The sequence below is a fragment of the Williamsia deligens genome, assembly GCF_024171765.1.
GTDB classification, from domain to species: Bacteria; Actinomycetota; Actinomycetes; order Mycobacteriales; family Mycobacteriaceae; genus Williamsia_A; species Williamsia_A deligens.
Genome location: NZ_JAMTCI010000004.1, coordinates 116,006 through 130,480, shown reverse-complemented (window position 1 = coordinate 130,480; position 14,475 = coordinate 116,006). Strand labels below are relative to the sequence as shown.

General features: G+C 69.7%; 13 protein-coding genes. 8 read left to right on the top strand and 5 right to left on the bottom strand.

Annotated elements, in window-relative coordinates; translation table 11 throughout:
- Nucleotides 1–58 precede the first annotated feature (58 nt).
- The 4 genes from LX14_RS19440 (at nt 59) to LX14_RS19425 (ending at nt 4,228) form a co-directional block, all read left to right on the top strand.
- Nucleotides 59–862: a bestrophin-like domain gene (locus LX14_RS19440; protein WP_253649029.1), complete on the top strand. Its 804-nt coding sequence runs from the start codon at nt 59–61 to the stop codon at nt 860–862.
- On the top strand, nt 859–1,743 hold the full coding sequence (locus LX14_RS19435) for an SDR family oxidoreductase (protein ID WP_308214141.1): 885 nt from the start codon (nt 859–861) through the stop codon (nt 1,741–1,743). The genes LX14_RS19440 and LX14_RS19435 overlap by 4 nt, the downstream gene beginning before the upstream one ends.
- Nucleotides 1,740–2,636 carry a DMT family transporter gene (locus tag LX14_RS19430; protein WP_253649028.1) on the top strand — a complete coding sequence of 299 codons (897 nt, stop codon included), beginning with the start codon at nt 1,740–1,742 and terminating at the stop codon, nt 2,634–2,636. Before LX14_RS19435 ends, LX14_RS19430 begins: the two co-directional genes overlap by 4 nt.
- An 86-nt stretch (nt 2,637–2,722) precedes the next feature.
- Nucleotides 2,723–4,228: a flavin-containing monooxygenase gene (locus LX14_RS19425; protein WP_253649027.1), complete on the top strand. Its 1,506-nt coding sequence runs from the start codon at nt 2,723–2,725 to the stop codon at nt 4,226–4,228.
- Here LX14_RS19425 and LX14_RS19420 read toward each other — a convergent pair.
- A complete protein-coding gene (locus LX14_RS19420; RefSeq protein WP_253649026.1) occupies nt 4,201–5,658 on the bottom strand; it encodes an amino acid permease in 1,458 nt (485 codons plus the stop codon). The genes LX14_RS19425 and LX14_RS19420 overlap by 28 nt on opposite strands.
- Nucleotides 5,659–5,784: 126 nt before the next feature.
- Here LX14_RS19420 and LX14_RS19415 point away from each other — a divergent pair, with 126 nt between their 5' ends.
- On the top strand, nt 5,785–6,030 hold the full coding sequence (locus LX14_RS19415; protein WP_253649025.1) for a hypothetical protein: 246 nt from the start codon (nt 5,785–5,787) through the stop codon (nt 6,028–6,030).
- 13 nt (nt 6,031–6,043) lie between these two features.
- On the opposite strand, the gene LX14_RS19410 is transcribed toward LX14_RS19415, so the two are convergent.
- Nucleotides 6,044–6,862 carry an Fpg/Nei family DNA glycosylase gene (locus LX14_RS19410; protein WP_253649024.1) on the bottom strand — a complete coding sequence of 273 codons (819 nt, stop codon included), beginning with the start codon at nt 6,860–6,862 and terminating at the stop codon, nt 6,044–6,046.
- Nucleotides 6,863–7,024: 162 nt separating this feature from the next.
- Here LX14_RS19410 and LX14_RS19405 point away from each other — a divergent pair, with 162 nt between their 5' ends.
- The gene (locus tag LX14_RS19405) at nt 7,025–8,707 is read left to right on the top strand and encodes an alpha/beta hydrolase (RefSeq protein ID WP_253649023.1); all 1,683 of its coding nucleotides are present in this window, start codon (nt 7,025–7,027) and stop codon (nt 8,705–8,707) included.
- A gap of 70 nt (nt 8,708–8,777) precedes the next feature.
- Here the strand turns inward: LX14_RS19405 and LX14_RS19400 are convergent, their stop codons facing one another.
- Both LX14_RS19400 and LX14_RS19395 read right to left on the bottom strand, forming a co-directional pair.
- Entirely contained in the window at nt 8,778–9,458 is a 681-nt protein-coding gene (locus LX14_RS19400; RefSeq protein WP_253649022.1) for a DedA family protein, read from the bottom strand.
- Between the two features lie 71 nt (nt 9,459–9,529).
- Nucleotides 9,530–10,897, bottom strand: a complete 1,368-nt coding sequence (locus tag LX14_RS19395) for an ABC1 kinase family protein (RefSeq protein WP_253649021.1) — start codon at nt 10,895–10,897, stop codon at nt 9,530–9,532.
- A gap of 192 nt (nt 10,898–11,089) precedes the next feature.
- Between LX14_RS19395 and LX14_RS19390 the strand changes: the two genes are divergently transcribed.
- Both LX14_RS19390 and LX14_RS19385 read left to right on the top strand, forming a co-directional pair.
- Nucleotides 11,090–11,395, top strand: a complete 306-nt coding sequence (locus LX14_RS19390) for a hypothetical protein (protein WP_253649020.1) — start codon at nt 11,090–11,092, stop codon at nt 11,393–11,395.
- A gap of 26 nt (nt 11,396–11,421) precedes the next feature.
- Complete coding sequence (locus tag LX14_RS19385; protein WP_372505464.1) at nt 11,422–13,836, top strand: Tex family protein; 2,415 nt, start codon at nt 11,422–11,424, stop codon at nt 13,834–13,836.
- 1 nt (nt 13,837) lies between these two features.
- Here the strand turns inward: LX14_RS19385 and LX14_RS19380 are convergent, their stop codons facing one another.
- The gene (locus tag LX14_RS19380) at nt 13,838–14,446 is read right to left on the bottom strand and encodes a TetR/AcrR family transcriptional regulator (RefSeq protein WP_253649019.1); all 609 of its coding nucleotides are present in this window, start codon (nt 14,444–14,446) and stop codon (nt 13,838–13,840) included.
- Between the last annotated feature and the right edge of the window lie 29 nt (nt 14,447–14,475).

The window sequence follows — 14,475 nt, the reverse complement described above, 5'->3', positions numbered from 1 at the left end:
GACGTCGATTCTGCGCGTTGGGCGTTCGGTGTCGGGGTCGCCCATCTAGAGTCCACACGTGCTGGTCTGGCTGATCCCGTTCATCATCCTCGCTGTCGTCATCACCGCGGTCACCGCGAAACTGATCGTCCGGACCCGAGCCCCGGAGGGTGGCTGGTTCACCGACCTCACCCGCAGCGCCGGCTCCCTGACCCTCATCGGGACGATGTTCGCGGTCATGCTCGCGTTCGTGATCCTGTTCGCGCTGCAGAGTTTCCAGCGGGCACGCGAGGGCTCCAGCATCGAGGGCGTGGCCGTGACCGAGATGAACTCGGTCGCGAAGATCCTTCCCGAACCCGCCGGCGACCGGTTGCGTGGTGACCTGATCTGTTACGGCCGATCCGTCGTGCACGACGAGTGGCCGGCGATGCGCGACGACCGCGTCAGCGGACGCACCGAGGCCTGGGTCGACCGCCTCAACAGCGACTTCGCATCGACGTCACCGACCGATGCGAAGCAGGAAGCCGCGTTCAGCCAGTGGCTCGACCAGGAGGCGCAACGCCGGGACGGCCGTCGCGAACGTCTCGCGGAGGCGTCACCCACGCTGCCCGCGCCACTGTGGATCGCCCTCGGGGTCGGTGCCGGCGTGACGCTGACATACATGGTGGTGCAGGCGGATCCGCGCGAACACAAGCTGATCCAGGCCCTGCCGATCGCCTGCGTCTCCGCGCTCGTCACCGCCGGCCTGCTGCTCGTCTTCTTCCTCGACAACCCGTACGCAGGAGACCACGGCAGCGTCTCGCCCGCCGAGATGTCCCGGACCCTCGAGCGGATCGACACCGGTGTGCAGGCCCCGTGCACCCCGGTCGGCCTGCCACTGTGACCTCCGCGCGCATCCGTCGGCAGCTCCGACTTGCCGGGATGCGCCCGTTGCCCCACATCCGATCCGGCCGGACGACGGTCGACCTCCGCGGGAAACGGATCCTGCTGACCGGGGCGTCCTCGGGGATCGGCGCTTCGGCCGCGGTCAGACTGGCAGGCGAGGGTGCGACCGTGATCGCCGTGGCGCGCGATGAGCGCCGACTCGGCGAGGTCGTCGGTCGCATCACCGCATCCGGGGGTGATGCCGTCGCGATGTCCGCCGACCTCGCCGACCTCGAGCAGATCGACGCGCTCGTCGAGCAGGTCGGCCGCGTGGACATCCTCATCAACAACGCGGCCCGATCCATCCGGCGGCCGCTGATCGACTCCCTCGACCGGTGGCACGACGTCGAGCGGATCACCGCCCTGAACTATCTGGCCCCGCTCCGGCTCATCCGCGGCGTGGCGCCCGGGATGCTCGACCGCGGCGACGGACACATCATCAACGTCGCGACGTGGCGCGTCCTGCCGGAGGCGTCGCCGAAGTTCGCCCCGTACAACGCGTCCAAGGCGGCGCTGAGTGCCGTCAGTCGCGTGATCGACACCGAGTGGGGAGCGTCAGGGGTGCATGCGACGACGATCTACTACCCGCTGGTGGCCACCCCGATGATCGCTCCGACCCGCGCCTACGACGGGCTGGCCGCGCTCACCGCCGACGAGGCGGCCGCGTGGATGGTGCGCGCCGCCCGCCACCGGCCGATCCGGATCGCACCCCGCAAGGCACTGGCGCTGCGCGCACTCGATCTCGTCGCTCCCGGCGTCGTGAACGGGATCCTCGAACGGGAGACGGCCCGGGTCGACGCCGGCGCCGCAACCGTTGCGACCCACGCCGTGGAGCCGTGACGGGTGCCGCGGCGGGCCGCCGCCCCGAGAACCTGCCGCTGGGAGCAGCTCTGACGACAGCAGCGTTCTTCTGCGTCGCGACCGTCGGCGCGCTGGCGAAGGTGTCCGGGCAGTACACCTCGACCGGGGTCCTGCTGCTGTGTCAGAACTTCGTCGGTCTGCTGGTCCTCGTGCCGATGGCCGTCCGCGGTGGCCTGCCGTTCGTGCGCACCCACCGGATCAGCCTGCACCTGCTGCGTGCCGCGACCGGCACCGCCTGCTGGTACGGGCTCTTCTACGCCATCACCCAGATCCCACTCGCGAACGCCACACTGCTCACCTACAGCGCACCGCTGTGGATGCCGTTCATCGCGTGGGCCTTGACGCGACAACGGGTCTCGCGCCCGACGTGGATCGGGGCGACCGTCGGCTTCGTCGGCGTACTCCTCGTCCTGCAGCCGCAGAGCGCGGGTTTCGGCGTCGGCGAACTGTCCGCGCTGATCGCCGCGCTCATGCTCGCTGTCGCGATGATGTCGGTGCGGTGGTTGGGCGCCACCGAGCCCATCGCCCGGGTGCTCTTCTACTACTTCCTGCTCTCGACGCTGCTGGCGATCCCGTTCGCGCTCGTCGACCTCGAGGCCCCACCCGCCCGAGCGTGGCCGTGGTTGATCGCGCTGGGCGTCGCCCAGATCGCGTCGCAGGCGCTGATCGTCGTCGCCTACCGGTACGCGCCGGCCGAGAAGGTCGGTCCCTGCATCTACTCGGTGATCGTGTTCGCGGCCCTGTTCGACTGGCTCGTCTGGGATCACCCGCCGTCGCTGATGACCTACGCGGGCATGGCGCTCGTCGTCTGCGGCGGGGTGATCGCGGTCCGTATGCGCGTCCGCCCGCCGCGGGCCGTGGTCGACGCCTGACGACGCGACGGGTCCCGAGGTTCGGAGGACGACAGCGCTCGTCGGGTTCAGGCCCGACGGCGGGCGTGATGTGCCACAGTTCGTCGATGGACGAGAGGGTCGCAGTCATCGGTGCGGGCCCGGGAGGCCTGGTCAGCGCCCGCTGGCTGCTGTCGCAGGGGTTCGACGTCACGATCTTCGAGTCGGGTCCGACCCTCGGCGGTCAATGGGCGGGCAGGTCCGGGACGAGCGGCGTCTGGCCGGCGATGCACACCAACACCAGCCGCATCCTGACGTCGTTCAGCGACCTCGATCACGAGAGCGACGTCGTCTTCCCGTCCAATCGCGACGTCCTCGCCTACCTGCACCGGTATGCGAAGGCGTTCGATCTGACCGACCGCATTCGGCTTCACACGCGGATCGACCTCGTCGACCGTGAGGACGGCGCGTGGCGGGTCGAGCACTCCGGCGGCGTGGAGATGTTCGACCGAGTCGTCATCGCGACCGGACGGTTCCGGGCGCCGGTCATCCCGCCGGTCCCCGGCCTCGCGTCGTTCACCGGCGACGGCGGTGCGTCGTCGACCTTCGAGTACCGCGGCGCGGGCGAGTACACGGGCAAGCGGGTGCTCGTCGCGGGATGTGCCGTCAGTGCCCTCGAGATCGCGGCCGAACTCGCCCACACCGGCGCATCCCGGGTGGTGCTGACCCAACGGCGCCAGCGGTACGTCCTGCCGAAGTTCGCCGCCGGCGTCCCGTCGGACCACCGGATCTTCACGCGCTTCGGTGCGCTCGCGAACGCAGTCCTCCCGCCCGCCGAGATCGACCGGCAACTCCGGGAGATCGTCGTGGAGGCCGGTGGCAGCCCCGAGCAGTACGGCGCACCCGCGGCCGACCCGTCCCTGTTCCGCGCCGGCGTCACCCTGAACCAGACCTACCTCCCGCTCGTGGCCGAGGGGCGGATCGCGGTGCGCCCGTGGATGCGGTCCGTGACCGGCGACGAGGTGACCTTCGACGACGGCAGCCGCGAACAGGTCGACGCGATCCTGTTCGGTACCGGGTTCGAGGTCAGCCTCCCGTGTCTGAGCGATGAGGTGCGTGCTGTGCTCGACATCGACGCCGCCCACATCGACGCCGACCGGCACACCTTCCATCCGGACCTCCCCGGGCTCGCGCTGGTCGGGATGTGGGATCAGTCCGGTGGCTATTTCGTGCCGCTGGAACTGCAGGCGCGATGGGTCGCCTACGCGTGGGGTGGGACGATCCCGATGCCCGCCGACACCGAACTCCGGGAGTCGGTGACCGCGTACCGATCCCGACGCGGGCAGTCGCAGAAGACCCGGATGAACCTCGCCGCGGTGACCTTCGCGCGCGCCGCCGGCGTCGAGCCGGACGTCGAGGACTGGCCGGAGCTGCGCCGCGCGCTGCTGTTCGGCCCGTTGGCGCCCAGCTGTTTCCGTCTCGACGGCCCCGATGCACTCCCCGACGCGGCCGCGCGGTTCGCGCGGGACGCCGCGGCGTTCGGCGCCGTCGCCGACCCCGACCTGACGCCGCGCGAGCAGGAGTACTGGTCGATGGTGCAGGCCGCTCAGGACCCTGTCGCCGCCGGCGGCTGAGCGGCGAGGGCGGAGCGGCGGAACACGAGCATCGAGGCCAGGTACAGGGCGCCGAGCGCGATCAACCCGACCACGATGACCGTGGAGGTCGTGGTTCCCGGCGCCACCAGGATGACGACGGCCGCGATCGTCCACACCAGGGCCAGCACAGCCACGGCCGTGTCGAAGCGACCGAGGCTGAACGCACCCTCGGTGTGGCTCAGGCGCTTTCGCACCGCGAGGTACAGCACCACGATGAAGCCGTAGGTGATCGCCGGGAACAGCGTTCCGGCCGTGATCAACTCGATCAGCGCGTCGCCCGGCAGGACGATCATGGTGATCACGCCGATGGTCAGGGGGAGCACCGTCGCCCCGATCGGCGTCTTCGTCGTCGCGTTCACCCGCCGCAGCACGCGATGCCCGGGGAAGCGGCCGTCGCGCGACATCGCGAACACCATGCGCGCACAGGACGTCATGGTCACCAGGCCGCCACCGAAGAAGGCGACCGCGACGCACACGAGCAGGATGCGTTCCATCGGTGACCCCAGTTGCGTGCGCAGGATGTCGGCGACAGGGGACCCCGATTTGCTCACCCGGTCGACGTCGTCGATCGCGACGGTCAACGCGATGAGGAACAGCATCCCCAGGATGCCCGCCGCCACAACGGAACCGACGATCGCCCGAGGCACCGTCCGGTGCGGTGTCCGCGCCTCCTCGGCCATGTTCGCGGCGGAGTCGAACCCGACCAGGGTGGCGAGGCCGACGATAATCGTCGCCATGATCCCGCCGCCGAACGCCCAGTAGTCACCGGACCCCGCGGTCACTCCGCGGGAGGTGAGGTTGCCGACCGACCCGTCCCCGGTGACCGCGACCGCGACGAGCAGCCCGACGACCAACACGACGACGATCGCGACCTCCACCCCGACCGCCACGGAGTTGACCATCCCGACGATCCGCGTCGAACCGATCGCGAGACCCGCCTGGACGAGCAGGATCACGACGGTGAGGACGCGGGCGGTCGTCTCGTCGGGCGCGATGCCGAGCAACGGCATCAGGCATTGACTGGCCATCGCGTTGTCGATGGCCATCAGCCCGGTGATGAGGTAGCAGAAGGTGAGCCAGCCGAAGATCCAGCCGATGCGCGGGTTCGCCAGGCGTGACGCCCACTGGTAGGACGAGCCACTCAGCGGGATCCGAGCCGCGAACTGGGCGACCACGAGTGCGACGAGAAGCTGTCCCGCGAACGCCACGGGCCACGTCCAGATGCCCACCGGGCCACCGCTGGTGAGCAGGTTGTCGTAGGTCGCGAAGATGCCGACAGCGACCGAGATGAAGGCGAACGAGACGGCGAACACCTGGAACGAGCCGAGGGTCCGACGGAGCTCGGGGGTGTATCCGTACGCGGCCGGGGAGTCGTTCACCCCGGTCGACGGCGGGCGCAGATCGTCCACAGTGGTCCCTTCGCCCGCGCGATCGATGGCTCATTGTTCATCGGCCGACCGTCGGTGGTCGCCGATTCGTCGTTCTGGGTCGGTTCCCCGCGTTTGCGGCGCGACATCGGCGGGTACACACCCGTCGTGGTGACCGCAGACGACATCCGGGCCCTGGTCGAGAGCGACCTCGCCGACCCGCAACTCATCCTCGAGCAGGGACGTGTCCAGGTGATCTCGGGCAAGAACCTCGACGACGATCCCTCGGCGATCGTGATCGGCACACGCGCGGAGATCTACGAGGCCCATCAGGTGGCCGACCCGCCGCACGACGATCAGCTCGAGACGATCGCGGCCCTCTTCGACACCCGCGCGAGCGAGCTCGGCGCCTGATTCTTCTCGGGAACTAGGACTGCTCCGCGGAGCACCACCAGGTGGTCCGCCCGCCGACGGTTCCGCGCTTCATCGGGGCTCCGCACCGGGGGCAGTGCGAATCCGCATTGCGGAACGGGATGATTTCTCCGGTGTGCACTCCGCCCTTTCGAATAGCGAATCTTGTGCACTTTCGTAAAACTCGACGAAGTTCATCGACATCGTCGACGGACAAAGAATTCGATCGTCGTGACGGCGACAGACTCGTCTGCCACAGAACCTCGTCGGCCAACAGATTGCCGATACCCGCTATCGCGTTCTGGTCGAGCAGTCGCGCCTTGAGTGGCGCCCTGCTCGCAGAAATCATGCTGCGGAACTCGTCGCGCGTGATCTCGGCCGCGTCCGGTCCGAGGGCGTCGATGTCGGGTTCGAGGCGCACCCGCCCGAGCCGTCGCTTGTCGAACAGTCGCAACTGACCGCCGTCGTCGAACGTCATCGAGAAGCGCGTCCACTCGGGTTTGTCCTTCGCGCGCACGCCGATTCGCGCGTTGCCTCCGCCGTAGTCCGACGAGTCCTCGCCCTCGGGAGCGGTCACGATGACCCGTCCGCCCATCCCGAGGTGGATGCCCAGTGTCGGTCCGGCGGAGCCGTCGGCGGTCTCGGTCTCGCACCACATCGCCTTGCCGCGACGATGGGCCTCGGTCAGCCGCCCGCCGACGAGGGCGTCCCTGATCTCGCCGGGACGATGGGGGCGGCATTCGTATTCGTCGCCGTCGTCGATGTCGACAATGGTGCGTGCCAGTGCTTTCTCGACGACCTGACGCGCGTTCTCGACCTCGGGTAGCTCGGGCATTCTTCCGGTGTACCGGCTCGATCAGCAGAGTGCGAGGTGCTTGATCGAGGCCCGTGTAGTCCGAACGGGCGTGTTTGTCGATCACTAGTCGACTCTTCGTCGTCGCTCGATGTATGTTCTCCGTGGGTCGGGTCACATTTTTTCTTGGGGGAAGGTTTTCCGGTGGGGAACAATCATGGGCGCCATCGCGCCGACATCACGACGGACGACAGCACGCAGGCGTCCACGACGAGTTCGTCGAAGCGGCGCGCGCGGATGCTGCTCGCCACGTCGGGCGTGACCGCGGCTGCTGTCGCGTTCGGCGTCGCCGGCCCCGCGCTCGCGGTGAACCCGACGCAGCTCCGCGACGGCTGCAAGTGGGCGAGCACCTCCGACGAGTCGCGGGCCATCCAGACCTGCACCTACTACTCCAACGCGCTCGGGCGCGACGTGAACATCCAGATCCGTGCCTCCGACCAGGAGGCGGGCGGCACCGAGCAGGGCGTCTACTTCCTCGACGGCATCGGCGCCACCAACGAGCGGAACACCTGGGCCAACCCGGATGTGGGCGAGGTGGAGGCGTTCAGCAAGGGAGTCAACCTCGTGCTCCCCGCCGGTGGCGCGGGTGAGTGGGGCACCGACTGGCAGGGCGACAAGGTCCAGAACGGTGTGACCACGAAGGGCCCTCAGTGGGACAAGTTCCTCGGTGAGGAGCTGCCGGACTACCTGAAGACGAACTTCGACGTCCAGAAGAACAACAACGCCATCGTCGGCGTGTCGATGACCGGTGGACCCGCGATCATCGCCGCACTGAACAACCCGACGGTGTTCGCGGTGGCCCGGTCGTTCTCGGGCTTCTACCAGACCGACAATGCCGGTGGCTACCAGGCGATCCCGTACATCCAGAGCACCTACACGGGCATCACCAACGGCGGCACCGGCATGTGGGGCACCCCCGGCCAGCCCGGGAACACCTGGGCCGCGAACGACGTCAGCAAGCGCATCGCCGAGGCCAAGGCCAACGGCCAGACCATCATCATCTCGGTCGGCAACGGTGTCCCGCCGCTGAAGACGGTCCTCGCTCTCGCCGCCTCGCAGGGCATCGCCGGCATCATCACGCTGCCGGTCACCATCGCGACCGGTGTGGCCATCGAGATGGGCTCCCTGGTCTCGACCATGATCCTCAACGCGCAGGCCGTCGCGCAGGGCATCCCGGTGCGCTTCCACTACAACTTCGGCAGCCACGACTTCTACTCGTGGTCGCAGACCGCCCCGCAGGACGCGGCCGAGATCGAGGCGGCGCTCAAGGCCGCGCAGGCCAAGACGAACGCCGCGGCAGCGGCGGGGATCTCGGGTCCGTCGTCCACCGCGAACGCGGCGAACACCACTCTCGCGACGCAGGTCTCGCTGGTCCAGGCCGCGGACGGCACGTCGTCGGTGACCGTGCCGTCGAAGGTCGCCATCGGGTCGGCGTCGGCAACGCAGCAGGAGACCGCTGCGTCGTCCACCGGCACGTCCGCGACGGGTTCGACGGCGACCGGCACGACATCGACGGGGACGACGCCGCCGGCGACCGAGACCTCGACGCCGCCGAGCACGTCGACCACCACCGGTGGTTCGATCACGTCGACCGCACCGTCGACGTCGAGCGCCCCGTCCACGACGACCCCGTCGTCGTCGACGGGATCCTCCGCGGGTTCGTCCACCCCGGAGTCGTCGTCGCCGAGCACGTCGACCGCAACCGAGCCGACGTCGACCGACACCACGTCGACCGGCACCCCGTCGACCGGCACCACGGCGAAGGACACGACGACGGGTGGCAGCGCCACCACCGCTCCGGTCACCAAGGCCGACGCGGCCGCGTAACACCCACCGCAGCACAGCAGACGGCCCCCGGCATCACGCCGGGGGCTGTCTGTCGTCGGTGCGCGGGTGCTCAGATGTCGGTCGATACCACCGCATCCGCTGCGGCGTCCTCACGCTGATGGCGTCGCCTGCGCACGATCAGCGTCGCGACCGCGGCGGCGATGACTGCGTACACGACGTAGTCGAAGTAGCCGAGATAGTCGTGGAAGCGCTCGTGTTGGGTCCCCAGAGCCGCACCGGCGCCGAGCAACAACCCGTTCCAGAGGAACGACCCGACGAGCGTCAGGGCGCTGAACACCAGCAGGTTCATCGCGGCGGCACCGGCGGGCAGCGAGATGATCGACCGCACACCGGGGATCATCCGGCCGAGGAACACCGACCAGGTGCCGAAGCGACGGAACCAGTCGGCGCCGCGCTCGGCGTCACGCCGACTCACCACCCGCGTCCACACCGCGGCGTCGACGGTGCGGTCCAGCCCGACGAAGCGTCCCAGGACGTACAGCACCACGGCGCCCACCCACGCGCCGACGGTGCTCCAGAGGACGAGGCCCGCGAGCGACAGCGCGCCGGTGTGGCTGAGGTACCCGGCGAACGGGAGGATCACCTCACTGGGGATGGGCGGGAACACGGTCTCCAGGAAGACGAGGAAGCCGATCCCCACGCTCCCGAAACGTTCCAACACGTCTGCGGCGAACCCGGTGATGCCGGTGAACCCATGGTCGTCGGTGGCTGCGATCGTCAGCGCGGTCACGCGGGCGACCTCCTGTGGTCGATGACGGCCGGGTTGCCGCCGCCTCCATCATCCAGATCCCGGCGAACCGGTCAGCGCGGTGTGGTGTCCTCGGTGAGCATCGCCGACATGAACGTGAACAGCTCACGATCGGTGAGCGCCCGCCAGTTCGGGGCCAGGAGCTTCATGTACTTCTCCACGTACAGCAGCTGCTTGCCCACGAGTACGAGCTCACGGGGGAGACGGAGATCATAGGCGCGGGCCAGGTCGGCCAGCTGTTTGCCGAGGTCGGTGTACGACATGCTGCCCAACCCCTTGCCGGCGGTGGGGGCGACGAAGCGGCGCATGTCCTTCGCCCCGTCGCGCGTACCGCCCGGCTTCTTCACCGCACCGAGGGTGAACAGCGCGCGGCCGGCCGACTCGTAGTCGTTGCGGAGGAACAAGTCGCCCACGAGGCGGCGCATGATGCGTCGGGTCCTCAGGTCGAAGCGACCGACGATGCCGAAGTCGAGGAGGACGAGACGGCCGTCTGCGTCGACGAGGACGTTGCCGGCGTGGAGGTCGCCGTGGAACACGCCACCGTGGAACGCGGACTCGAGGAACGACAGCAGGAGTGTGCGGACGAGGGCAGTGCCGTCGTGACCCGCCTTGCGGACGGCCTTGACGTCGTCGATCCGGACCGCGTCGACGTATTCCATCGTGAGGACGGCAGCGGTGGTGAACTCGCGGTGGACGCGGGGGACACGCACGCGATCGGCGAGATCGGTGCCGGCCAGACCGGCCACGAAGTCCTCCATCGCGGCGGCCTCGTTGCGGAAGTCGACCTCCGCGTCCAGTCCGGCGGCGAAGTCGTCGACGACGTCGCGCGCCGACAACATCCGGCCGTACTCGGACAGCTCCGCGAGGCGGGCGAGGTGTTCCAGGATCTGCACGTCGGCGGCCAGTCGGGGTGCGATGCCGGGGCGCTGTACCTTCACCACGACGCGCTCTCCGGAGTGCAGGGTCGCGGTGTGGACCTGGGCGATCGAGGCCGAAGCGATCGGCGTCGTGTCGAACTCGGCGAACACCTGCGACGGCGGGGCACCGAGTTCCCGGGTGAGCACGGCCTCGATCGCATCACCGGGGGCCGGTGCCACGCGGTCGAGCAGGGACTCGAACTCGCGGGAGAGCACCGGGGTGAACACACCCGGGCTCGACGCGATCAGCTGTCCGAGCTTGACGTAGGTGGGGCCGAGGCGCTCGAAGACATCGCGCACCTGGCGGGCGGCGAGCGGGGCGAGGGGCTTGCCCGGCCGGATGCCGACGGCGAACTCGGCGCCACCGCGGGCGACCTGGAACGCGGTGACGCCCATGCGCTTGGCCTCCGACAGCGGTGAGACATGCGGGAGCCGGGCGAAGACGCCGTCTGCGGCGTCGACATGTGCGGCGATGGGCGCGTTCTCGTCGTCAGCTGAGGTCATGGTCTCGGTTGTCTGCGTCGTCATGGCGTGAGGTCCAGGGTCGGGGACAGGGTCGGTACCGTGGATCATCGTGAGCCGCACCACACGATGCAGTACGGGGCACTGTGCGAGGGTGCCGTTCCGCGATGTCACAGTCAACGTGGGACAGGCGTTCTGTGACGAATTACCACTCGTCGGGGCCCGGTCGCCGCGATGACCGAACCCGAACGGACCGCCGACGGCCACCACATCGTCGTCAAGGGCCGCAAGTGGCGCGCCACCGATCCGGCGATCCCCGAGGACCGCAACGCGGAGCTCCGGTCGATCCTGATGGCGTGGCGGCGCGCGGTGCGTGACACCGACGGATCGCGTGCCGCGCGCGCCGGTGTCCAGGCGGCCAAGGTGGCGCTCGGGGAGCGCGGCACCCCGTGGTGGGAGCAGTCGCCGGACGAACGCCGGGAACGGTGGGAGACCCACGTCCCGCGGCCCGGGGACGCCGACGCGCCTGCCGGGGAGTGACCGAGCCCGTCGGTAGGGTCCCGCGGGTGACTGCGAGCCCCTCCACCAGAACCGTGACCGTGACCGACGCCGGCACCACCCTCCCGTCGGTGACCGCCCGCATCGCCGCCGAGCTGTCGGTCCGCGACAGCCAGGTCGCCGCCGCGGTGCGACTGCTCGACGAAGGCAACACGGTCCCGTTCGTGGCCCGCTACCGCAAGGAGGTCACGGGCAGCCTCGACGACGCAGAGCTGCGGGCGCTCGAGGAGCGGCTCGGCTACCTGCGTGAACTCGACGAACGCCGGGCGGCGGTCATCGCCTCGATCGACGACCAGGGCAAGCTGACCGACACGCTGCGGGCGGCGCTCCTCGCCGCGGACACCAAGTCCCGCGTCGAGGACATCTACCTGCCGTACAAGCCCAAGCGCCGGACGAAGGCGCAGATCGCCGGCGAGGCGGGCCTCGAGCCCCTCGCGCTCCGACTCCTCGCCGACCCCTCTCTGCGACCCGAGGTGGTCGCGGCCGAGTACGTCACCGACGGTGTCGCGGACGCGGCATCAGCACTCGAGGGCGCGCGCCACATCGTCGTCGGACGTGCCGCGGAGGATGCCGACCTCGTCGGGGCCGTCCGCGAACGGTTCTGGGCCGAGGGTCTCGTCCGGACCGCCACACGGTCCGAGCAGGTCGCCGCGACCCCGGCGGCACAGAAGTTCCGGGACTACTTCGACTTCTCCGAGCCGCTCGCGTCGATGCCGTCGCACCGGGTGCTCGCCGTGCTGCGCGGCGAGAAGGAGGACGTGCTCTCGCTGACGTTCGACGGCGGTGACGACGAGCCATATCTGGCGATGGTCGCGCGATCGCTCGGCGTCGACCTCTCCCACCCGGGACCCGCGACACCATGGCTCGCGGGTTCCGTGCGATGGGCGTGGAAGATCAAACTGACCATCGGCGCGGAGACCGACGCCCGGCTGCGTCTGCGCCGGCGCGCCGAGGAGGACGCCGTCGCCGTCTTCGCCACCAACCTGAAAGACCTGCTGCTCGCGGCGCCCGCGGGCAACCGCGCAACCCTCGGGCTCGACCCCGGCTTCCGCACCGGTGTGAAGGTGGCCGTCGTCGACGGGACCGGCAAGGTGCTCGACACCTGTGCCGTCTTCCCGCATCAGCCGCAGAAGCAGTGGGACACCGCCAAGGCGACGCTCGGCGCGCTCGTCGCCCGGCACGGCGTCGACCTCATCGCGATCGGGAACGGCACGGCCTCCCGGGAGACCGACGCGCTCGCTGCCGAACTCGTCTCCGACATCCGTGCGTCCGGCGCCACCGCGCCGGCGAAGGCCGTGGTGAGCGAGGCCGGGGCGTCGGTGTACTCGGCGTCGGAGTACGCGAGTCGCGAACTGCCCGACCTGGATGTGTCGCTGCGCGGGGCGGTGTCGATCGCCCGTCGGTTGCAGGACCCGCTCGCGGAGCTGGTGAAGATCGACCCCAAGTCCATCGGCGTCGGGCAGTACCAGCACGATGTGAACCCGATCACGTTGGCGCGCAGTCTCGATGCGGTGGTCGAGGATGCGGTGAACGCCGTCGGGGTCGACCTCAACACCGCCTCGGTCCCGCTGCTGTCGCGGGTCTCGGGCGTGACGCCGACGCTGGCCGAGGCCATCGTGGGCCACCGCGACGCCCGCGGTCGCTTCAGCAGTCGCTCCGACCTGCTCGACGTCCCGCGGTTGGGTCCCAAGGCGTTCGAGCAGTGCGCGGGCTTCCTGCGGATCAGCGACGGTGCGGACCCCCTCGACGCGTCGGGTGTGCATCCCGAGGCGTACCCGGTGGTCCGCCGGATCCTCGATCGCGCCGGCGGGACGCTGGCTGAGCTGATCGGTAACACCGGTGCACTGCGAGGTCTGCGTCCGGCCGATTTCGCCGACGAGCGTTTCGGCGTCCCGACGGTGACCGACATCCTGTCCGAGCTGGAGAAGCCCGGCCGGGACCCCCGACCGGCGTTCGAGACCGCCACCTTCGCCGCCGGGGTCGAGAAGGTCGGCGACCTCCGGCCCGGGATGGTGCTCGAGGGCGTCGTCACCAACGTCGCGGCGTTCGGCGCGTTCGTCGACGTCGGGGTCCATCAGGACGGGCTCGTCCACGTCTCGGCGATGTCCGATCGCTATGTGTCCGACCCCCATGAGGTGGTCCGCTCCGGACAGGTCGTGCGCGTCAAGATCCTCGAGGTCGACGTGGACCGGCAACGGATCGCGTTGACCCTGCGACTGAACGACGAGGTCGGCGCGACGAAGCCCACCGGTGGGGGGCGAGCGTCGTCGGGGCCTCGGCGGCCGGATGCCGCAGCCGGCAAGAAGGGGACCAAGCCCGGCACCCCGCGGGGACCCCGTCGGGGGGATCGGCCCCGTCAGGACTCGTCGTCGCAGAGCGGCTCGATGGCACAGGCGCTGCGCGACGCCGGGTTCGGACGCTGACCTAGTCGTCGGTGATCGCGTGCCCCGTCTGCACGGCGAACCACTCCTGCCAACGCGCGGAGGTCCATCCGCGCCCGTCGACGAGCATCAGGTAGGTGCGGCGCGACGCGAGAACCCACAGGGCGTCCACCAGCTCGTCGTCCGGTGTCGAGGACAGGATGAGCGAGACCGCGTGACGCACCTCCTCCCATCGATTCTGCTCACGCACTCGCAGCCGGGCTGCCGCCTCGGCGTCGGTGACCGCGGCCTGATCGAGCACGTTCTGGATGCGCGCCGAGCGCTCGTGCGCACCCCGCAGCCAAGACGACCCTGCGGTGATGCGTGCGTCAAGAGTCCCGTGGCCCATCGCGCGATAGTCGTCGAGAGCACGCACGGCGCCGCCCTGCCCTGCGGTCAGTGCGAGGTCGATGCACGCGTCGAGGAGATCGAGCTTGCCGGCGAACTGCTGATAGACCGTCTGCCGCGCGATCCCCGCGGCGGTGGCGACGTCGGCCATGGTCGTCGCTGACCAACCACGCGCACAGAACATCTCGGTCGCCGTCGTCACCAGCCGGCGCCTGGTCGCCTCCGCGCGCTCGGCGCGGACCGTCGACGTGTACTCGCGTGCCACGTCTCGAGTCTAGACAGAATTGGGTAGAC